Source organism: Arthrobacter sp. RIT-PI-e, assembly GCF_001187915.1.
Lineage (GTDB): Bacteria > Actinomycetota > Actinomycetes > Actinomycetales > Micrococcaceae > Arthrobacter_D.
In genome coordinates this window covers 33,359-53,186 of the sequence record NZ_LGIU01000093.1, presented here as the reverse complement: position 1 = coordinate 53,186, position 19,828 = coordinate 33,359, and the positions used below count along the sequence as shown (strand labels likewise).

Annotated in this window: 19 protein-coding genes; 9 read left to right on the top strand and 10 right to left on the bottom strand. The window is 71.2% G+C overall.

Annotation, left to right across the window (positions count from 1 at the left end; genetic code table 11):
• Positions 1-279 precede the first annotated feature (279 nt).
• The gene (locus AC792_RS14025) at positions 280-2,316 is read left to right on the top strand and encodes a beta-galactosidase (protein WP_235436783.1); all 2,037 of its coding nucleotides are present in this window, start codon (positions 280-282) and stop codon (positions 2,314-2,316) included.
• A 189-nt stretch (positions 2,317-2,505) separates the two neighbouring features.
• Positions 2,506-3,435, top strand: a complete 930-nt coding sequence (locus AC792_RS14020) for an NADP-dependent oxidoreductase (protein WP_049831114.1) — start codon at positions 2,506-2,508, stop codon at positions 3,433-3,435.
• Between the two features lie 46 nt (positions 3,436-3,481).
• On the opposite strand, the gene AC792_RS14015 is transcribed toward AC792_RS14020, so the two are convergent.
• Genes AC792_RS14015 through AC792_RS14000 form a run of 4 tightly spaced genes read right to left on the bottom strand, consistent with a single transcriptional unit; the run spans position 3,482 to position 7,429 of the window.
• Positions 3,482-4,288 (bottom strand): ABC transporter ATP-binding protein, encoded by an 807-nt coding sequence (locus tag AC792_RS14015; RefSeq protein WP_049831113.1) that lies wholly within the window; start codon positions 4,286-4,288, stop codon positions 3,482-3,484.
• Entirely contained in the window at positions 4,285-5,343 is a 1,059-nt protein-coding gene (locus tag AC792_RS14010) for a FecCD family ABC transporter permease (protein WP_049831112.1), read from the bottom strand. The genes AC792_RS14015 and AC792_RS14010 overlap by 4 nt, the downstream gene beginning before the upstream one ends.
• Entirely contained in the window at positions 5,340-6,383 is a 1,044-nt protein-coding gene (locus tag AC792_RS14005) for a FecCD family ABC transporter permease (protein WP_082177765.1), read from the bottom strand. Before AC792_RS14005 ends, AC792_RS14010 begins: the two co-directional genes overlap by 4 nt.
• On the bottom strand, positions 6,383-7,429 hold the full coding sequence (locus AC792_RS14000) for an iron-siderophore ABC transporter substrate-binding protein (RefSeq protein WP_049831111.1): 1,047 nt from the start codon (positions 7,427-7,429) through the stop codon (positions 6,383-6,385). Before AC792_RS14000 ends, AC792_RS14005 begins: the two co-directional genes overlap by 1 nt.
• 252 nt (positions 7,430-7,681) lie before the next feature.
• Between AC792_RS14000 and AC792_RS13995 the strand changes: the two genes are divergently transcribed.
• The 3 genes from AC792_RS13995 (at position 7,682) to AC792_RS13985 (ending at position 10,916) form a co-directional block, all read left to right on the top strand.
• Positions 7,682-8,950, top strand: coding sequence for a serine hydrolase domain-containing protein (locus AC792_RS13995; protein ID WP_152916242.1), 1,269 nt, complete (start codon positions 7,682-7,684; stop codon positions 8,948-8,950).
• Between the two features lie 65 nt (positions 8,951-9,015).
• The gene (locus AC792_RS13990) at positions 9,016-10,248 is read left to right on the top strand and encodes a sensor histidine kinase (RefSeq protein ID WP_152916240.1); all 1,233 of its coding nucleotides are present in this window, start codon (positions 9,016-9,018) and stop codon (positions 10,246-10,248) included.
• On the top strand, positions 10,245-10,916 hold the full coding sequence (locus tag AC792_RS13985) for a response regulator transcription factor (RefSeq protein WP_049831108.1): 672 nt from the start codon (positions 10,245-10,247) through the stop codon (positions 10,914-10,916). The genes AC792_RS13990 and AC792_RS13985 overlap by 4 nt, the downstream gene beginning before the upstream one ends.
• A gap of 31 nt (positions 10,917-10,947) precedes the next feature.
• On the opposite strand, the gene AC792_RS13980 is transcribed toward AC792_RS13985, so the two are convergent.
• From AC792_RS13980 to AC792_RS13970, 3 genes are all read right to left on the bottom strand, one after another.
• Entirely contained in the window at positions 10,948-11,814 is an 867-nt protein-coding gene (locus tag AC792_RS13980) for a YsnF/AvaK domain-containing protein (protein WP_049831107.1), read from the bottom strand.
• 111 nt (positions 11,815-11,925) lie between these two features.
• Positions 11,926-12,567, bottom strand: coding sequence for an alpha/beta hydrolase (locus AC792_RS13975; RefSeq protein ID WP_152916238.1), 642 nt, complete (start codon positions 12,565-12,567; stop codon positions 11,926-11,928).
• A 95-nt stretch (positions 12,568-12,662) separates the two neighbouring features.
• Complete coding sequence (locus AC792_RS13970) at positions 12,663-12,968, bottom strand: DUF4193 domain-containing protein (RefSeq protein ID WP_049831106.1); 306 nt, start codon at positions 12,966-12,968, stop codon at positions 12,663-12,665.
• 236 nt (positions 12,969-13,204) lie between these two features.
• On the opposite strand from AC792_RS13970, the gene AC792_RS13965 reads away from it, so the two are divergent.
• Positions 13,205-13,999, top strand: a complete 795-nt coding sequence (locus AC792_RS13965; protein ID WP_049831120.1) for an SDR family NAD(P)-dependent oxidoreductase — start codon at positions 13,205-13,207, stop codon at positions 13,997-13,999.
• Positions 13,996-14,877: a DNA-3-methyladenine glycosylase family protein gene (locus tag AC792_RS13960; RefSeq protein WP_082177764.1), complete on the top strand. Its 882-nt coding sequence runs from the start codon at positions 13,996-13,998 to the stop codon at positions 14,875-14,877. Before AC792_RS13965 ends, AC792_RS13960 begins: the two co-directional genes overlap by 4 nt.
• Here the strand turns inward: AC792_RS13960 and AC792_RS13955 are convergent.
• On the bottom strand, positions 14,874-16,088 hold the full coding sequence (locus AC792_RS13955) for a PucR family transcriptional regulator (protein ID WP_326948314.1): 1,215 nt from the start codon (positions 16,086-16,088) through the stop codon (positions 14,874-14,876). The two genes, AC792_RS13960 and AC792_RS13955, sit on opposite strands and share 4 nt — an antisense overlap.
• Positions 16,089-16,185: 97 nt before the next feature.
• Here AC792_RS13955 and AC792_RS13950 point away from each other — a divergent pair, with 97 nt between their 5' ends.
• Together AC792_RS13950 and AC792_RS13945 are read left to right on the top strand one after the other, a co-directional pair.
• On the top strand, positions 16,186-17,298 hold the full coding sequence (locus AC792_RS13950) for a ferredoxin reductase (protein ID WP_049831117.1): 1,113 nt from the start codon (positions 16,186-16,188) through the stop codon (positions 17,296-17,298).
• Between the two features lie 22 nt (positions 17,299-17,320).
• Entirely contained in the window at positions 17,321-18,466 is a 1,146-nt protein-coding gene (locus tag AC792_RS13945; RefSeq protein WP_049831105.1) for a fatty acid desaturase family protein, read from the top strand.
• 336 nt (positions 18,467-18,802) lie between these two features.
• On the opposite strand, the gene AC792_RS13940 is transcribed toward AC792_RS13945, so the two are convergent.
• Positions 18,803-19,300 carry an SRPBCC family protein gene (locus tag AC792_RS13940; protein WP_049831104.1) on the bottom strand — a complete coding sequence of 166 codons (498 nt, stop codon included), beginning with the start codon at positions 19,298-19,300 and terminating at the stop codon, positions 18,803-18,805.
• A 12-nt stretch (positions 19,301-19,312) separates the two neighbouring features.
• Positions 19,313-19,660: an ArsR/SmtB family transcription factor gene (locus AC792_RS13935; RefSeq protein WP_049831103.1), complete on the bottom strand. Its 348-nt coding sequence runs from the start codon at positions 19,658-19,660 to the stop codon at positions 19,313-19,315.
• Between the last annotated feature and the right edge of the window lie 168 nt (positions 19,661-19,828).

Here is a 19,828-nt window from a genome sequence, read left to right as displayed (position 1 = left end):
GAAACGGGGCGCCCCCCGCCCCCCACCCCACCCCTCCGCCTCCCGCCGCGCCGCCCCCCGCCCCCCCCCCCCCCCCCCCGGGGGGCGGTGAAGCGTCGCGGGCGCCCGTTCTGCTGGGGGTGCGGGGGGGGGTGTCACCGTGCCGTCTCCGTTCCCGGCGGGGAGGGAACGGCTCGCCCCCGCCCGCCCACCCACCCCGCTGTCCCCGCCGTCGTCGTCCCTGATCCAGGGGGCGACGACGGCGCACGCACCACCCGCCGCTTTCCCGAGGAGTACCCCGTGACCACACCCCCCACCCACCGCTGGTTGCGCTGGCCGTCCGAGCCGGAGCGCCCCCGCATGGGCTACGGCGCCGACTACAACCCGGAGCAGTGGCCCAGGGAGGTCTGGGACGAGGACGTGCGGCTCATGCGCGAGGCCGGCGTCAACGTGGTCTCGCTCGCGATCTTCTCCTGGGCGCGCCTGCAGCCCGAGCGCGACCAATGGAACTTCGCCTGGCTGGACGAGGTCATCGACCTCCTCCACGCCAACGGGATCGCCGTGGACCTCGCCACCGCCACCGCCTCCCCGCCGCCGTGGCTGGCCACCGAGCACCCCGAGATCCTCCCCGTCACGCAGGACGGCAGCACACTCTGGCCCGGTGCGCGCCAGCACTGGCGCCCCACCAGCCCCGTGTTCCGCGAGCACGCCCTGAAGCTCGTCACGGCGATGGCCGAGCGCTACAAGGACCACCCCGCGATCTGCGCGTGGCACGTCTCCAACGAACTCGGCTGCCACAACATCTACGACTACTCCGACGACGCCGCCGCGGCCTTCCGCACCTGGCTCACCGAGCGCTACGGCAGCATCGACGTCCTCAACGACGCCTGGGGGACCGACTTCTGGTCCCAGCGCTACACGCGCTTCGAGCAGATCCTGCCTCCGCGCCAGGCCGCCTCGCACCCGAACCCCACGCAGCAGCTGGACTTCAAGCGCTTCTCCTCGGACGCCCTGAAGCAGTACCTGCGCGAGGAACGCGACATCCTGCACCGCATCACCCCGGAGATCCCCGTGACCACCAACTTCATGGTGATGGGCGAGACCAAGGGCATGGACTACGCGGACTGGGCCGCCGAGGTGGACTTCGTCTCCAACGACCACTACTTCGTGCCCGGACCGCAGGCCGTGGACGAGCTCTCCTTCTCGGCGAACCTCACCGGCAACATCGCCGCCGGCAAGCCCTGGTTCCTCATGGAGCACTCCACCAGCGCCGTGAACTGGCAGCCGATCAACACCCCGAAGAAGCCCGGGGCGCTCCGCCGCGACTCCCTCACCCACGTGGCCCACGGCGCGGACGCCGTCTGCTACTTCCAGTGGCGGCAGTCCAGGGCCGGCGCCGAGAAGTTCCACTCCGCGATGGTCCCCCACGCCGGCGAGGACAGCCCGATCTTCCGCGACGTCGTCGCCCTGGGGCAGGAGCTCGCGGGACTCTCCGACGTCGTCGGGTCACGCCGCAGTGCCGCTCCGGCCGCGATCCTCTTCGACTGGGACTCCTGGTGGGCCTCCGAGCAGGACTCCCACCCCACCGACCGCCTGCGCTACAAGCAGGAGGCCCTCGACTGGTACACCGCGTTCCTGGACCTGGGCATCCGCGCCGACGTGGTCCCCTCCGCCGCCGACCTCACCGGCTACGGCCTGGTGGTGGCACCGATCCTGCACACCGTCCCCGCGGAGCTGAGGACCCGTCTCGAAGAGTACGTCTCGGGTGGCGGCAACCTCGTGGCGAGCTACTTCAGCGGGATCACCGACGAGAACGACCACATCTGGCTCGGCGGCTACCCCGGTGCGCTCGCGGAGCTGCTCGGCATCCGGATCGAGGAGTTCGGACCCCTGCTCGACGGCGAGAGCGTCTCCCTGGACAACGGCACGAGCGCCACGACGTGGGCGGACCGCGTGCACACCCGGGCCGGCGACGTCGCGACCCTCGTCCGGTACACCAGCGGTGAGCACGCAGGCGCCGCCGCGGGGACCCGCCGCGCCGTGGGCGCCGGCAGTGCCGCGTACGTGGGGGCGCGTCTCGGCTCCGAGGGGATCGCCCCCGTGCTGGCGGATCTCGCAGCGCGCGCCGGTGTGACAAGCGAGCTGCCGGAGGAACTCCGCGGCGAGGTGGAGCAGGTTCTCCGCACCGACGGCGGCACCGAGTACGTCTTCCTCATCAACCGCACCGACGCCCCGGTGGACATCACCGGCGTGGAGGGCGAGACCGTGACGGGTGAGGACGCCAAGCTGGCGCCGCGCTCGGTGACGGTGAGGACGCGGGCGGTCCGCACCGCCTGATCCCAGCAGCACCCAACCGACCCGACGGGGCGTCCGCAGCAGCGGGCGCCCCGTCGTCGTTCCCGGTGACCCCGGGGTGCGGTCACGGTGAAGGAATCCCTGCCGTGGATCTCGTGTTCTACCAGTCCCCTGCCTCGAGCGGGGTCGGCACGAACAGCCTCACCCACGACGTATCGGAGTTGATCCAGCATGAAAGCAATCGGAGTCACTGAGTTCGGCGGTCCCGAGGCCCTCCAGGTCCAGGACCTGCCCGACCCGCACCCCGGTGCGAAGGAGGTCCGGATCAAGGTCCGTGCCGCCGCCGTCAGTCCCACCGACGCGGGGGTACGGACCGGCAGCTACGACATGAGCCAGTCCACGTCGCCGTACCTGCCCGGCATGGATGCCGCCGGCGTCGTCGACGAGGTGGGGGACGGCAGCGTCTGGACGGTGGGTGACGAGGTCATGGCGATCGCCCTGCCCCTGTCCGAGCACAAGGGTGCCTACACGGAGTACCTGGTGGCACCGGACGATTCCATCGCCCGCATCCCCGCCGGCAGTTCGCTGGAGCAGGCCGCCACGATCCCGATGAACGGCCTCACCGCAGTCCAGATCCTGGAACTCGCCGCCCTCGAGCCCGGACAGGTCCTGGCCGTCACCGGCGCGGCGGGGACGCTCGGCAACTACCTGGTCCAGCTCGCCAAGCAGCAGGGCCTGGTCGTGGTGGCGGACGCAGCATCGAAGGACCTCGAGCTGGTCCGCTCCCTCGGCCCCGACCACGTGGTCGAGCGCGGGGACGGCCTCGCGGACCGCATCCGGGAGATCTTCCCGGACGGCGTGGACGCCGTCGCCGACACCGCGCTCCTGCACGAGGACGCGGTCCCGGCCCTGCGCGACGGCGGGGTCTTCATCGCCGTGCGCGGGTGGAAGGGCGAGCCGGCCCGCGGCATCCGCTTCGAGGCCGTCTGGGTCTTCTCCGAGTACCACTCGCACGACAAGCTCGACGGCCTGCGCCGCGCCGTCGAGGGCGGCGTGCTGACCCCGCGCGTCGCGGACGTCCTGCCGGCCGAGGACGCGCCCGAGGCCCACCGGCGCATGGAGGCCGGTGGCGTCCGGGGTCGGATCGTCCTCACCTTCTAGGACCGCCGGGGATCACCCGTGGCGGGTGATCCCCGGGTGCGGTCCCCTACTCCGCCATCACGTGGTGCCGCCCGAGCGGGAGCATGAGCGGCTTGTTCGACGTCGGGTCGGTGACCACCCTGCTGTCCAGGCCGAACACCGCCCGGATGGTCTCCTCGGTGAGCACCTCCGCGGGGGTGCCGAGGGCGCTGATCCGGCCCCCGGTCAACGCGATCAGGTGGTCCGCGTAGCGCGCCGCGAGGTTGAGGTCGTGCAGCACGATCACGATGGTGGTGCCGCGGGACCGGTTGAGATCGGTGAGGAGGTCGAGGACCTCGAGCTGGTGGCTGACGTCGAGGAACGTGGTGGGCTCGTCCAGGAGCAGCACGTCCGTCTGCTGGGCCAGGGCCATGGCGATCCACACCCGCTGGCGCTGCCCGCCGGAGAGCTCGTCCACGGGGCGGTCGGCGAGCGCCGCGGTGTCCGTGGCGGTGAGGGCGTCGGCCACGGCCTGGTCGTCCTCGCGTGACCACCGGGAGAACATGCGCTGGTGCGGGTGGCGCCCGCGGCCCACGAGGTCGGCCACGGTGATGCCCTCGGGCGCGGTGGGCGACTGCGGGAGGAGGCCGAGCGTCCGGGCGAGCTCCTTGGCGGGCATCTGGTGCACCGAGCGCCCGTCGAGCACCACCTGGCCGTGCTTGGGTGCGAGGAGCCGGGAGATGGAGCGCAGCAGGGTGGATTTGCCGCAGGCGTTGGCGCCCACGATCACGGAGATGCTGCCCATGGGCACGTGGAGGTCCAGGCCCTCCACCACGGTGTGCGTGCCGTAGGCGAGGGTCAGGTCCTGGACCTCGAGCGTGTGGTCCGTGCTCACAGGGAGCCTCCCGAGCGGTTGGTGCGGATGATCAGGTAGACGAGGTAGGGCGCCCCGAGCACGCCGGTGACCACGCCCACCGGGTAGCGCAGCCCGAAGGCGTACTGGCCGAGGAAGTCGGCGGTGACCACGAGCAGGCTGCCCACCAGGGCGGACGGTACCAGCAGGGATGCGCCCGGGCCCACGATGCGGGCGGCGATGGGCCCGGAGAGGAACGCCACGAACGCGATGGGGCCGGCGGCGGCCGGGGCGAACGCGATGAGCCCGACGGCGGCGACGATCACCAGGAGGCGGGGCCGCCCCACCCGCACACCGAGGGCGGACGCGGTGTGGTCCCCGAGCTGGGAGGCGGAGAGGTTCCTCGACTGCGCGAGGAGGATGGGCACGAGGACCACGAGGGCGATCGCCACGGGCACCACCTCGGACCAGCGGGTGCCGTTCAGGCTGCCGGTCAGCCAGCGGGAGGCCTGCTGCAGGTCCCACTGCGCGGCACGGCTGAGCACGTACGCGGTCATGCTGTCCAGCATCGCGGCGATGGCGATGCCGATGAGGATCAGCCGGGTGCCCACCACCCCGCCCTTGAACGAGAGCCCGTACACCAGCAGGGTGATCGCGAGTCCGGCCACAATTGCGAACACGGACACCTGGGTGGAGCCGAGACCGAGCGTGATGATGGCGAAGGCGGCGGCCGCGCTTGCGCCGGAGCTGATCCCGATGATGTCCGGGCTCGCCAGCGGGTTGCGGAGCATGGTCTGGAAGGTCACGCCGCCGATGCCGAAGCAGAGGCCCGCGATCACGGCCAGGGTGGCCCGCGGCAGGCGGAGGCGGCCCACGGTGAACGTGGCCCCGCCGACGTCCTGCCCGAGGACCACACCTACCACCTCCCGCAGGGAGTAGGTGGTCTGCCCGACCATGAGGGAGATCACGAACGCGAGCACGATCAGCACGGCGAGCACGCAGATCACCAGGCCGCGCCGGGCGCTGCGCCGTCGTCGTCCGGTGGCGATCTCGGCGGCCGTGATGCCCGTCCGGGGGCGCACCTGCAGCGTGGTCATAGTTCCCTGATCTTCTGGCGGCGCACGATGTAGATGAAGAACGGCGCCCCCACGAGCGCCGTGATGATCCCGACGTCGATCTCCTGCGGGCGGGCCACGATGCGGCCCAGCACGTCCGTACCGGTGAGCAGCACGGCGCCGAGGAGGGCGGACATCGGCAGGAGCCAGCGGTGGTCCACGCCGATGAGCAGCCGGCAGGCATGCGGCACCACGAGGCCCACGAAGCCGATGGGCCCGGTCACCGCGGTGACCGCCCCGCACAGGAGCACCGCCCCGAAGGCCGCCGCGCCGCGTGCTATGGCCACGCGCTCGCCGAGCCCGGCCGCGACGTCGTCGCCGAGGGCCAGCGAGTTCAGGGACCGCGCGGAGAGCAGGCTGATCACCAGGCCCGCCACGAGGAACGGGAGCACCTGGGTGATGCTCGACGACGTCGCCCCGCCCACGCCCCCGACGAGCCAGGAGCGCACCAGGCCGGAGATGTCCCCGCGCGGCAGGACGACGGCGCTGATGAGCGAGGTGAGCGCGGCGGAGGTGGCCGCGCCCGCCAGGGCCAGCTTCAGCGGCGTCGCTCCCCCGCGCCCGAGGGACCCCACCACGTACACGAACACCGCGGTCGCGGAGGCCCCGGCGACGGCCACCCAGATGTAGGATGTGGCCGTGCTGAGTCCCACGGTGGCGATCGCCGTGACCACAGCGAGGGAGGCACCGGTGTTCACGCCCAGGATCCCGGGATCGGCGAGCGGGTTCCGGGTGACCCCCTGCATCACCGCACCGGAGACGCCCAGCGCGGCACCTGCGAGCAGCGCCAGGAAGGTGCGCGGAATGCGCTTGGCCACCGCGGCCTCGTCGAAACCGTCCGTGGACCCGCCGAGGGCGGCGACGACGTCGGCCAGGCTCACCGTACGCGACCCGATGGTGACGGACGCGAAGGCCACGGCGAGGAGCACCGCGACGGCGACCACCAGCCAGAACGACCGCAGCCGTCGCGGGATCCGCGGAGGGGCGGATCCCACGACGGCGGGCGGGACGGGATGTGACACTATGACTTGTCTGCGGCGTCCGAGATGAGCTGCAGGTAGTCCTCGAGCACCCAGGAGATGGACAGCGGGGTGGGGTTCGCGGCCGTGCCGAGCGGCGTGGTGCCGGGCAGGTTCACGATCGCCTTGTTCGCGACCGCGGGCACCTGGGCGAGGACGGGATCGGACTCGAGGGTGTTCACGAGCTCGTCGTCGCCGTAGGTGACGATGATGTCGACGTCGTCGAGGACGTCGGCCTGCTCGGTGCTGATGGTCCCGGAGAACAGGTCGGTCTCGGCTGAGGCGGTGGCCACGCTCTCGGGGGTGGCCAGGCCCAGGTCCTCGAAGAACATGGCCCGGGTGTCGTGCGTGGTGTAGTAGCTGACCTCGCTGAGGTCCGTGGGGTCCACGTGGGTCATGAACATGGTCTTCTTGCCGGCGATGTCCGGGAATCCCGCGGTGGCGTCGCCGATCTGCGTCTCCAGGTCCGCGACGAGCGCCTCGCCCTCCTCGGCCATCCCCATGCCCTCGCTGTTGAGCTCGATCATCTCGCGCCAGGGCGTTCCCCAGGCGGTCTCGGGGAACGCGACCACGGGTGCGATCTCGCTCAGGGTGTCGTAGTCCTCCTGGGTGAGGCCGGAGTATGCCGCGAGGATCACGTCCGGGTCGGTGTCCGCCACGGCCTCGAAGTCGATGCCGTCGGTCTCGTCGAACAGCACGGGCGTCTCTCCTCCGAGCTCCTCGAGGCGCTCGGACACCCAGGGGAGCATGCCGTCGCCGTCGTCGTCCCCGAAGTTCGCGGCGGCCATGCCCACGGGCACCACACCGAGGGCCAGCGGGACCTCCTGGTTGGCCCAGGACACCGTGGCCACGCGCTCGGGCTTCTCCGGGATGGTGGTGGTACCGAGCGCGTGCTCGATGGTGATGGGCTCGAAACCGGTGTCCGACGACGGCGCCGCGGCGTCCTGTCCGGCGGCGGGGGTACCGCAGGCCGCGAGCGCGATGGTCATGGATGCCGCCGCCGCGAGGGCGAGGAATCTCTGTGCACGAGGGGCGGGGGCGCGGAGCATGGGGGTCCTTCCGGAGGATCGATCAGGTGGTACCAGGCTGCTGTCGGCCGGATCGACCTCTGGAGCGGTAGGTAAGGCTCACCTTAGCAGGTATTAGCGAACAGCTTTGTGACGTTATTGCACCCCCGGCCGTGGGTCGGACGGGGGACTGGCCGTTCGGACAGGTAGGGACTGTCCCTGCGGCCGGGGTGTGCGGCCGTCATCACGGGCAGGGTGGAGAGCATCGACGAACCCATCCGGAAGGACACCACCGTGACTGCCGCACCCACCTCCCCCACCCGATCCCTCCGCACGCGCTGGACCGCCGTCGCGCTGGCCGCAGCCGTGACCGCCGGCACCGGCACCGTCATCGGCCTGAACCCCGGCGGGATCGGACCGGCCACCGCCGCAGCCCCCCTCCCCGCCGTGTCCGATGCCTCTCCGGCCCCCGCACCCCTGGACGTCGAGCAGCGGACCGAGCTGGTCCGGGAGCAGGTACAGAGGCTCGTCGACGCAGGCTACCCCTCGGCCTCGGCTGCCCTCACCGACCCGGACGGCGTCGCCACCTCCGTCTCCGCGGGGTTCGGTGATCTCGCCACCGGGGCCCCGGCGCCCCTGGACGGCGAGGTGCGGGTCGCGAGCAACACCAAGATGTTCGTCAGCACCGTGGTGCTGCAGCTGGTGGACGAGGGATCGGTCTCGTTGGACGAACCCGTGGAGACGTACCTGCCGGGCCTCGTGCAGGGGAAGGGGATCGACGGCGGAGCCATCACCGTGCGCCAGCTCCTGCAGCACACCTCCGGCCTCCCCGAGTACGTGGGCGAGATCGCGGCGGACGCCTTCGCCGTCCAGCACGCCTACATCTCCCCGCGGGACATGCTGGACGTCGCCCTGGACTCGCCGGCGGTCTTCGCGCCCGGCGAGAGGTGGGAGTACAGCAACACGAACTACCTGGTGCTCGGGATGCTCGTCGAGCGGCTCACGGAGCGGCCGCTGTACGAGGAGATCGACCGGCGCATCGTGGAACCCCTGCACCTGGACCACACGTACCTCCCGGTCCCGGGCGAGCAGGAGCTGCGCGGCGAGCACCCCCGCGGCTACCACGTGGATGCGGACGGCGAGTTGAAGGACATCAGCACCGTGGACCCCTCCTACGCCTGGTCCGCAGGCGCCATGGTGTCCGCGCCGAGCGAGCTGAACACCTTCATGCAGGCGCTCCTCGGCGGGGAGCTGATCAGTACCGCGAGCCTCACCGAGCTGCAGCGCGCCGTCCCCGCCGGCGACGAGCTGTGGCCCGATGCCACCTACGGGCTCGGCCTGCAGAGCTTCCCGCTGCCCGACGGTTCCCTCGCGTGGGGACACGGCGGCGACATCCCGGGCACGCAGACCCGTAACGCGGGGGGTCAGGACGGCACCGCGGTGACCGTCGCGGTGAGCGCCCTGCCCCGGGCGATCGTGGACCCCGCGGACGAGGACGCGCTCATGGATCGCTACCGGATCGTGGTGGACGCCCTCGAGACCCTCCGCGAGGAGGCCCGGTGACGATCCGGGACGGGGAGGCTGCCGGCGTGCGCCGCCCAGCCGGCCAGCCGTGGTTGACTCGTCCCGTGACGAGGAACGGCAGCCAGCGGGAACGACGCCGGACAGCACTACCCGTGGCTGCCGTCCTCACGGTGGCCGTCGTGTACTTCACGGCCGGTACCGTCGGAGAGCTGGAACCGGCCGTCGGCCTGCCCCTGGTCGCGCTGCAGTCCGCACTCGTCCTCGGGCAGGCGCTCGCCCTGCTGGTCCGGAGGAGCAGGCCCGTCACCGCCGCCGTCGTCGTGGTGGCGTTCCACTGCGCCCTGCTGGCCATGAGCGGAGCAGAACTGGGTATCGGCAGCCTCGCCGTGGTGATCGCCGTCTTCCACCTGGTCCGCCGGATCCCGCGGCCCCGGGCCTACCCCGCGGTCGGCACCCTGGCCCTCGTCAGCAGCGCCGTCGTGATACTGGCCGCCGTCATCGGGGCGTCGGAGAACCCGGTGGAGGCGAGCGCGTTGATGGCCCTGCGGCTGCTGGTCGAGTACGCGGCCCCCGCGGTGGTGGCCGAGCTGGTGTCCGGCCGTGACCAGCTCGCCGGTGCCGCCCGCGAGAAGGAGGCCTTCGTGGAACGTGAGCGCAACTATCTCGTGGAGCAGGAGCGCAGTACCGAGCGGAACGCCCTGGCCCGGGAACTGCACGACATCGCCGGCCACCACCTCTCCGGCATCATCGTGAGTGCGCAGGCCGCCGGCGCCCTGGTGGACTCGGACCCGGAACGCAGCCGCTCCATGCTGCGGGAGCTCGAGCAGGAGGCCCGCGCCACCCTGGTGGACCTGCGCGGAACGGTGGGTCTGCTGCGCTCCGACCGGGACGAGGGCGCCGACGAGCGCACACCCGTCGCGAATCCCGGACCCGCGGATCTGGCCACGCTGGTGGAGACGGCGTTGCGTCGCGGTCAGCGCGTGGACCACGTCGAGACCGGAAGGCCCTTCCGGCTCGGGCCCATCGCCGGGACCTCCGCGTACCGGATGGTTCAGGAATCGCTCGCCAACGCGGCCCACCACGCGGCCGGTGCCCCGTGCACCGTGACGGTCGAGTACGGCCAGGAGGAGATGATGATCCTCGTGGAGAACGGACCCGTGGAGCAGCCCGGCCCGGAGGGCGGTGCAGGGACTCCTGGCCGCCAGGGCCACGGGCTCACCGGGATGAGGGAGCGCGCCGAACTGATCGGCGCCGAACTGACCACCGGGCCGTCCGTCGACGGTGGCTGGCGGAACACGTTGCGGGTCCCCCGCCCGACGGAGAGGACCACACGGTGATCCGCGTGCTCGTCGTGGACGACCAGGTGATCGTGCGGACCGGACTGTCCATCCTGCTCGGCTCCGCCGAGGGGCTCACGGTCGTGGGTGAGGCCGGCGACGGCGAGGAGGCCGTACGGTTGGCGCGTGAGCTGCAGCCGGACGTCATCTGCATGGACATCCGCATGCCGGTCCTGGACGGCATAGCGGCCACCGCCCTCATCACCGCCGATCCTCATCTGCAGGCCGAGGTCCTGATCCTCACCACGTTCGACATCGACGAGGACGTGTTCGCGGCACTGGAGGCCGGGGCCGCAGGCTTCCTCCTCAAGGGCGCGGACGAGGAGACCCTGCTGGGGGCGGTGCGGTCCGTGGCCCGGGGCGAGGGCACCCTGGACCAGCGGCTCACCCGGCGGATCCTCCGCGAGTTCGGCCGGCGCCGGACGTCGGAACCGGCGTCCACCCCGCCGTCGAACCTTGCCGTACCGCTCACCACGCGCGAGTTCGAGGTGCTGGAGCTGCTCGCCGAGGGGCTCTCCACCACGGAGATGGCGGCCCGGCTCTTCGTGGAGCAGACCACCGTCAAGTACCACCTCGCAGGTCTGCTGCAGAAGACCTCCTCGAGGGACCGCCTGCAGGCCGTGCTGTGGGGGATCCGCCAAGGACTCGTCGGCGTGGATCCACGCTGACGAGCCCCTTGCAGATACCCCCTGCCCGGGTCTACCGCTCCAGGTGCTCGGTCTCGATGACCTCCTTGCGCACCTGTCCGCTGACCACCTGGTCCTCGGTGTGGATCTCCTTGCTCACGCGTACCCGCTCGATCGGCACCACGTCCACCTCGACGCGCGGCCGCTCCTCGTACAGCACCACCTCGGTGACGTCGCCGTCGAAGGCGGTCTCCACGGCGGAGTAGAGGCGCTCACGCTCGGCCTTGGTGAACGTGCCCGCGCCGTCGTCGTACAGGGGCTTGCCGTCCTGCACCGGCACGCGCTCCACCACCAGCTCCTCGCGCCGGATCTGCACCGTCATGGTGACGTCCTCGGTGACCACGCGCTTCACGAGGCGCACGCGCTCCGTCTCGCGGAGCTCGGTGCCCACACGGAGCTCCTCCTCGGAGCGGGTCATCTCGAAGGGGCCGTCGTCGGTGGCGGGGACGGCGCTCTCGGAGACGGCCCCGGTGGTGCGCGCCGAGGTCCCGGCGAAGCTCTCCTGCCGCTGATTTGCGGAGTCGGCGTCCGCGAGCGCCTCGGGATCCACCCCCTCCTTGGGCTCCATGAGGCCGTAGTAGCGCAGGAGGTGCTTCTCCTCCTCGGGGCTGAGGTGACCGTCCTGCGACATCTTCGGGGAGTCGTGGACCTTGCTGTGCGAGTAGGGCAGGCGGACGTCCTGGCCGTCGAGGGTGGCCCCCACCAGGGGGGCGAAGGACTCCGGGTTCCCCGCGGGATGCGTGGTGACGGTGACCCAGCTCGGATCCCCCGTGGCGTCGTCCACGTAGAGCTGCCCCATGGGACCGAGGACCGCGCCGTCCTCGCTCAGCACGTTGGCGCCGGCGTTCATGGAGTCCTTCATCTGGTCGAACGTGATCATGATGGCCCTTTCGAGGAGGTTGACTTCCTCTCACCGTAGAGCGCGGCCGGAAGCATAGCAAGCATGCTTACTGTCCGCGGTGCCATGCCCGTCGTCGACACCGGGCGCGGTTCACCAGCCGCGTTCCTGGAGCCACTGCGCAGCCAGTCCGCTCCACTGCCCGGCAGCCCCGTCCTCCAGCGCGAGCCCGAGCCCGTGCTCACCCTCGGCGAAGACGTGCAGCGCATGCGGGACGCCGTGCGCGGCGAGCGCCTGCGCCAGCAGGTAGGAGTGCGTCACGGGTACGGCCTCGTCCGCGGCGGGGGGCCAGGGGAACGGCGGCGGGGGGCCCGCCGTCCCCAGCCGGTCCAGTGAGGTGGCTGCGCGGAGGCCGTTGCCGGCGTCGCTGCCCAGCAGCTGGTCCTGCGACCCCCGGTGCGTGGCGAGCTCCATGGACACCACCGGGTAGCAGAGCACCGCGGCGTCCGCGCGCTCGCCCGCCAGGGCGCCGGGGGCCAGGGCCGCGGGACCGGCGAGGTGGCCCCCCGCCGAGAAGCCGAGCACGGCCACGCGGTCCGCGCCGGCGGCACGTACCCGGCGGATCTCGGCGCGGACGGCGTCGAGCGGTGCCGGGTGGGGCGTCTGGACGGGGTAGCGGAACACGGAGGCCGAGATACCGGAGGAGCGCAGGCGCTCGGCGACCGGCTCGCCCTCGTTGTCCGACAGATGGGCGTACCCGCCACCGGGCAGGACGATCACGTGGGAAGTCTTCATCCGCCCACCGTAGCCGTTGCCCGCGCAGGGTGCCCGGGACGCAGAAAGCCCCTGACCGGACGGGTCAGGGGCTCGCAGACGTCCAGCGGGGGCTGTCAGCCCTCGCACTCCTTGCAGTACTTCTCGCCGTTCTTCTCACGGGCGAGCTGGCTGCGGTGGTGCACCAGGAAACAGGACATGCAGGTGAACTCGTCCTCCTGCTGGGGGATCACCTGGATGAGGAGTTCCTCGTGCGAGAGGTCGGCTCCCGGAAGGTCGATGCCTTCGGCGGTCTCACCGTCCTCGACGTCGATCAGCGCGGTCTGCGTGGTAGCGCTGCGCTGCGCCTGAATCGCCTCGAGGGATTCGTTGGCGGGCTGGTCCTCCGGCCGAACGCGTGGCTCGTCGTAATCGGTTGCCATGGGGGTACATCTCCTTCTGTGGGCGGAACGGCGCCCAGATGCCACTCTCAACCTCGGGAGAGGAGGAAGTATTCCAGATACGGGGAGCAATATACCCGCTACCGCTGAGGATTTTCTCCACGAGTTCCCCGGGCGTTTTCCGTCCCGTTCCTCCACCGGCGCCCGCGAGCCGTGGTAGGCCCCGCCGTCGTAGGGTTGGAGCTCCCCCACCCCGCACCCCAGGAGATCCCATGGCACTGGCAATCGACCTCAGCGGCAGGACGGCGCTGGTCACCGGCTCCACGCAGGGCATCGGCCTCGCGATCGCCGCGGGCCTCGCCGCCTCAGGCGCCCGGGTGGGCGTCAACGGCCGGAGCGCCGGGCGCGTGGCGCAGGCCGTCGACTCGCTGCGGAAGGACGCCCCGGACGCCGACCTCGTGGCCGTTCCCGCGGACGTGACCACCGAGGACGGCGTGGCCTCCGTGCTGGAGCTCCTGCCGTCCGTGGACGTCCTGGTGAACAACCTCGGCATCTTCGGTGCCCGTCCGGCGCTCGAGATCGACGACGCCGAGTGGCGGCGCTACTTCGAGGTGAACGTGCTCACCGCCGTCCGGCTCACCCGCGCCTACCTCCCCGGCATGATGGACGCCGGGTGGGGCCGCGTCCAGTACATCGCGAGCGATTCCGCCGTCGTCGTCCCCGCCGAGATGATCCACTACGGCGTCTCGAAGACGGCGCTGCTCGGGGTGTCCCGTGGCTTCGCGAAGGAGGCGAGCGGTACGGGGGTCACCGTGAACTCCGTGATCGCCGGCCCCACGCGCACCGGCGGCGTGGAGGAGTTCGCGCGCCAGCTCGTGGGGCACGACCTCCCGTGGGAGGACGCGCAGCGGCAGTTCATGAAGGAGCACCGCCCGCAGTCGCTGCTGCAACGCCTGATCGAGCCGGAGGAGATCGCCAACATGGTCACCTACCTCGCCTCCCCCCTCGCCTCGGCCACCACCGGTGCCGCGGTACGGGTGGACGGCGGCTACGTGGACGCCATCCTCCCGTGACCCGCACCGCCGTCCTCACGCCCAACGGCGCGCTCGACGCCGGACCCCTGGCGGCGATCCTCGCGAACCACGCGATCCCCGGGTGCGAGATCGCAGGTTCCGGCATCGAGGGGCGGACCCACACCCGGATGCTCACCACCCCGGGCGGTCCGCGCCGGGTCACCCTCACCGTCCGGCCGGGGGACGTCCTGCTCGAGGCGGACACGGACGACGACTCCGAGTTCGCCCACCTCGTGGCGACCACGCGGAGCTGGCTGGACCTCGACACGGACCTCACGCTGGTGGCGCGGGCGTTCGACGACGATCCGCTCCTCGGTCCGCTGGTGCGCGAGCGCCCGGGGCTCCGCGCGGTGGGATACCCGGAGCCGTTCGAGGCCGCCGTCATGACCGTGCTCGGCCAGCAGGTCTCCGTGGCCGCGGGCGCCACGTTCGGTGGACGCATCGCCGCGGCGTACGGGACGCCGTCGCCGTCGGGCCTCACGCTCTTCCCGACCCCGCAGGTGATCGCCGAGGCGCCGCAGGAGGAACTGCGGGCCGCCGTGGGGGTCACCCGCACCCGCGGGATGACCGTGCAGAATGTGGCGCGCGCCGTCGTCGACGGTCTGGTCCTCGATCCCGCGGGCGACCACGCGGCCCTGCGGAAGCAGCTGCTGGCCATCCCGGGGATCGGCCCCTGGTCCGCCGACTACCTGGCCGTGCGCGTGCTGCGGGACCCGGACGCCTTCACGCCCGGGGACCTCGTGGCGCGGCGGGCCATGGGGAACCCGAGCATCAAGGACGCCGAGCGGCTCGCCGAGGTGTGGCGCCCATACCGCGCCTACGCCCTGTTCCATCTCTGGACGTCCGCGACCTACGCCGCCCCCCAGCCCATGTCCTAGCCCGCTCCCTGACCCGCTCCCTGACCCGGGATCCTCCTGTGGCTCCGCAGGGCGATCTCCAGCTCGAACCGTGCCTTCGGGTCCTTCAGCACGTCCCCGAACAGCTCCCTCAGCTGCAGCACCCGGTACCCCACTGTCTGCGCGTGGATGCCGAGCTCCTCGGCGATCGGCGCCCGCTGCCCCCAGTGCCGCAGCCAGGCCAGCAGGGTCTCCTCGAGCTTCTCCCGCTGACCGTCCGGCAGTTCCGCCAGGGGGGAGAGCCTGCGCCGGGTCAGTTCCGCGACGGCGGAGGGTTCGGCCGCCAGCACCACCTCCGTGAGGTGCTCGTCCGCCCAGACCGGCGGGGCGTCGTCGTCCTCGCGCGGAGGAAGCATGGAGGCCGCCAGCACGGCCAGGCGCAGGGACTCCGGGACCTGCTCCAGTCCGCCCGCCGGGCCGATCGAGGCTCTGCGCCCGGTGAGCACGCGGGCCAGGTCCTTCCGCGATGCCGCGCCGCGGTCCGGCACCAGCGCCACGGCGTCGGTCTCGCGCTCGATCACGATCGCTCCCGCCCCGAGCCGCCCACGCAGACCCTGCGCCCGCTCGAGCGGCAGCGAGACCACCGCGAGGCGCGCGGGCGGCGCCCAGTCGGCGAGCGACGCCGCCTGCCGCAGTGCGGTCTCGTCCGCCTGGCCGAGGAGGAGCAGTTCGAGCAGCTCGGCACGGCGACGGTCCACCGCCCCGGCGCGCTCGGACTGCTCGAAGGCGTACGCCTCGGCGCTGACGGCGGAGAGCTCGTCGATGTACGCCATGATCGACTCCCCCAGGTCCACCACCACGGAGGACCCGAGCCCGGCCTCCATGGAGCGGCGCGACATCTCCCGGAAGGTCACGCGCGCGCCCATCCGGTACGCACCGAGCAGCGAATCCATGCTGCGACCCTGGCGGACCTCACCCCTGCCGAGGCCCGCCACCAGCTGGCGGCTCGGGTCGGAGACCGCGGGCAGCCGCGTCCCCGGCAGCTCGAGGAAACGCTCCAGGGCCGCGGCGACCCCGGTGCGCAGGCCCCGGCCGAAGCTCCCCTCGATGGGGCGGGCGTAGGCCGGGACCAGCTGCGGGACCGCCTGGATGATCGCTTCCACGAGATCCGGGGTGAGGGGCCGCAGCAGGTCGCTGACGGCCGGTGGCAGGGCGAGCCACGGTGGATCCACGCCGGCGGGTTCAGGAATCACAGCAGAAGTCCAATCTGTTGCGCCGCAACAGTTCTCTCCGTGGAACTGTATGCGGTGCATGAAGAATATTATCGGGAGAGACTATATCGTTGTCATGATGATCCGGTTCAAGAAGCTGGCGCGTGCAGCATCCGCGCTCACCACCCCCCTCACGCCGGAGGACTTCCTCTCACTCTTCAACCCGGTGTACTCCTCGCGCCAGCTCCGCGGTGTCGTGACCCGCGTGGTGCACGAGACCGAGGACTCCGCCACCATCTACTTCCGGCCCGGCTCCGGCTGGCACGCCCACCAGGCGGGCCAGTGGGCGCGCATCGGCGTCGAACTGGACGGCGTCCGCCAGTGGCGCTCCTACTCGCTCAGCAACGCCGCCGACTCCGAACCGGCCATCACCGTCAAGGACGCCGGCTCCGTGTCCCACGTGCTGGTCCGCGACACCAAGCCCGGTGACATCCTCTTCCTGGCACCGCCGCAGGGCGACTTCGTGCTCCCCGAGCACCCGCGCTCCCTGCTCATGCTCACCGCCGGCAGCGGCATCACCCCCGTGATGTCCATGATCCGCACGCTGATCCCGCGCCGACCCGATGCCGACGTAGTGCTCATCAACTCCAACAGCACCCCGGAGCGCAGCGTGTTCCGCGAGGAACTGGACGAACTCGCCGACCAGTTCCCCAACCTCACGGTGCGGCACTGGTTCACGAGCGTGCGCGGCAGGCTGGACTTCACCGCCAAGGCCATCGCCGATCTCTGCCCGGACTGGCGCGACCGCGCCGCGTACGCCTGTGGCCCCGAGAGCTTCCTCGACGACGCCGAGGACCTCTGGAACCGAGAAGCCGCGCTGGAGACCGCGCGGGCAGTCCCGATCGGGGGCGAAGGCGCTGCCACCCGGCCGTCGGGTGGCAGCACCCTCACGATCGAGCGCTTCAGCACCGATCTCACCGCCGGTGCGGGGCACGACGGCGGACTGGTCACGTTCGAGCAGTCGGACCGCGAGGTCCAGGCCGACGGCGCCACGCCCCTGCTCGACGTCGGCGAGGACGCCGGGGTGCTCATGCCGAGCGGGTGCCGCATGGGTATCTGCCACAGCTGCCTGATCCCGCTGCGGGCCGGAGCCGTCCGCGACCTGCGGACCGGCGAAGTACACAACGAGCCCGGACAGCTCATCCAGACCTGTGTCTCGGCAGCCGCCGGACCCGTGAACCTCGATCTCTAGAACCCCCACCAGAGGAGTCCCCATGACCACCACGCTGACCCGCCCGGGCGCCCTTGCCGCCTCCGGCCACCCCCTGGTCCGCCCCGATGCCGCGAAGCACCTCACGGACGCGCAGGTCGAGGAGCTCGGCCGTGAGCTCGACGCCGTCCGCGACGAGGTCCTCGCCAAGCGCGGAGCCACCGACGCCGCCTACATCCGCCGGGTGATCAAGGTGCAGCGCAGCCTCGAGTTCGCCGGCCGCGGAGCCCTCATGTTCAGCAAGTACAAGCCGGCCTGGTTCGCGGGCACGGCGATGCTGAGCGTGGCCAAGATCCTCGAGAACATGGAGATCGGCCACAACGTCCTCCACGGCCAGTGGGACTGGATGCGGGACCCGGACATCCACTCCACCACCTGGGAGTGGGACTTCGTGACGCCGGCACGCTCCTGGCAGCACACCCATAACGACCTGCACCACCGGTGGACCAACGTCATCGGCAAGGACAAGGACATCGGGTACAACCTGCTGCGCATGGACCCGGACCAGCCGTGGAAGCCGTTCAACCTCGGCAACCCCCTCTACAACGCGCTCCTGGCGCCGGTCTTCGAGTGGGGCATCGCGGTCTACGACCTCGAGATCCTCGAGTACAAGGAGGGCCTGAAGTCCAAGGAGGCCATGCACCGCGACCTCAAGGCCATGGGTAAGAAGGTGCTCACCCAGTTCTCCAAGGACTACGCCGCCACCCCCGCCGTCGCCATGCTCACCGGCTCCGGCAAGCAGGCCCTCTACGGCACGCTGGCCGCCAACGCCATCCGGAACTTCTGGGCGCACGCCGTGATCTTCTGCGGCCACTTCCCCGACGGCACGGACACCTTCACCGAGGAGGAGGTGGACGGCGAGACCCGTGGTGACTGGTACGTGCGCCAGATGATCGGCTCCGCCAACATCTCCGGGTCCAGGCTGATGCACCTGATGACCGGTAACCTGTCCCACCAGATCGAGCACCACTGCTTCCCGGACCTGCCCTCGAACCGGTACGCCGAGGTGGCCGTGAAGGTCCGCGAGATCACCTCGCGCTACAAGCTCCCCTACACCACGGGGCCGCTGCCCAAGCAGGTCGGCTCCACCTGGGCCAAGATCTTCAAGCTGGCCCTGCCGAACCGCGCACCGAAGGCCGCCACGGCCTGACGCGCATGCGAGAAGCGCCGTCGTTCCCCTTACCGGGAGCGGCGGCGCTTTCGTGTTCCCGGCGTTCTTCGGCCGGAACGCTCCGGTCTCCCGCGGATCATGCTGTGGCTCCCCTTCTCGCCGCGGGCGTTCCGGCCGAAAGGACACCTATGACCACTCGAACCGGTCCCCAACAGTATTTTGTGCCCTCTCGACCGCCTCGTCCCGGCTACTTTCGCCGTCGTCCGCTTCCCCCACGGACCGTCCGGACCGAGAGGACACCTATGACCACTCGAACCGGTCCCCAACAGTATTTTGTGCCCTCTCGACGGGGCTCGGCGGCAACGAGGGCGGGCCTCAGGCGGAGGCGTCCTCGGCCAGGAGCGCGTCCACCTGGCCCAGCGCCGCGCGGACACCCTCCTCCATGCCCATCTCCACCATCTGCTCGAGCTGCTCGAGGGACCGGAACGACGTCGTCATGGTCATGCGCGTGCGTCCGCCGACGTCCTCGAGCGTCACGGTGGCCGTCGTCTCCCCCATGTCCGGGACCGGGTCACCGTGCTCGTCCGCGAATCCGTCCACGAAGGTCAGCAGGCGAGGAGGTACGACGGCGGTGATCCGCCACCAGCCCCGCGCCTTCTCGCCGTCGGGCCCGGTCATGAAGTAGGCGGCCCGGCCGCCCTCCTCGAACTCGTAGGTCTCGAAGGTCGCCGGCCACATGGGCGGCCCCCACCACCGCTGGAGCTGCGTCCGGTCCACCCAGATCCGCCAGACACGCTCCACACCGGCGTCGAACTCCGCAACGAGCCTGAAGTGCAGTGCCTCGGCGTCCTTCTCCGAACTGATGACCGTCATGATGATTCCTCCCTAGTCGTCATCGCCGGCGCCCTCCGCCAGGATGTCCCCGATCCGATCGACGCGTCGCCGCCAGATCCCTTCGTAGTCGTCGAGCAGCCGGCGGGCCCGCTGCACGCCGTCGACCCGACCTCGCACGATCTGCTCCCGCCCGCGTTTCTCCTTCGTGACGAGGTGCGCCCGTTCGAGGACGGCCACATGCTTCTGCACGGCGGCGAAACTCATGGCGTAGTGCTCGGCGAGGCCCGACACCGAGAACTCGGCGACGAGGACGCGCGTCACGATGTCGCGTCGCGTCGCATCGGCGAGCGCCCGGAACAAGCGGTCGACGTCGTCCTCGCTCTGCTGATTCACAACCATGTGGTTGTACTTTAGGGCGGGTGCGGACCACGGTCAAGGCCTCTCGCGCCTCGTCCTCGCCGAAAGGACAGAAGGAACTACGCTCGGACCCCGAGCACGGTCATGTGTGCCCTCTCGACGCACAGGAAAACCACCCAGCCCACGTGACACCCGTTATGGCGGGCGGCG

Coding starts and splice junctions, on each gene's coding strand:
- AC792_RS14020 (WP_049831114.1), top strand. CDS start 2,506: ATGAAAGCAATCGGAGTCACTGAGTTCGGCGGTCCCGAGGCCCTCCAG.
- AC792_RS14010 (WP_049831112.1), bottom strand. CDS start 5,343: ATGACCACGCTGCAGGTGCGCCCCCGGACGGGCATCACGGCCGCCGAG.
- AC792_RS14000 (WP_049831111.1), bottom strand. CDS start 7,429: ATGCTCCGCGCCCCCGCCCCTCGTGCACAGAGATTCCTCGCCCTCGCG.
- AC792_RS13980 (WP_049831107.1), bottom strand. CDS start 11,814: ATGATCACGTTCGACCAGATGAAGGACTCCATGAACGCCGGCGCCAAC.
- AC792_RS13975 (WP_152916238.1), bottom strand. CDS start 12,567: ATGAAGACTTCCCACGTGATCGTCCTGCCCGGTGGCGGGTACGCCCAT.
- AC792_RS13970 (WP_049831106.1), bottom strand. CDS start 12,968: ATGGCAACCGATTACGACGAGCCACGCGTTCGGCCGGAGGACCAGCCC.
- AC792_RS13950 (WP_049831117.1), top strand. CDS start 16,186: ATGATCCGGTTCAAGAAGCTGGCGCGTGCAGCATCCGCGCTCACCACC.
- AC792_RS13945 (WP_049831105.1), top strand. CDS start 17,321: ATGACCACCACGCTGACCCGCCCGGGCGCCCTTGCCGCCTCCGGCCAC.
- AC792_RS13940 (WP_049831104.1), bottom strand. CDS start 19,300: ATGACGGTCATCAGTTCGGAGAAGGACGCCGAGGCACTGCACTTCAGG.
- AC792_RS13935 (WP_049831103.1), bottom strand. CDS start 19,660: ATGGTTGTGAATCAGCAGAGCGAGGACGACGTCGACCGCTTGTTCCGG.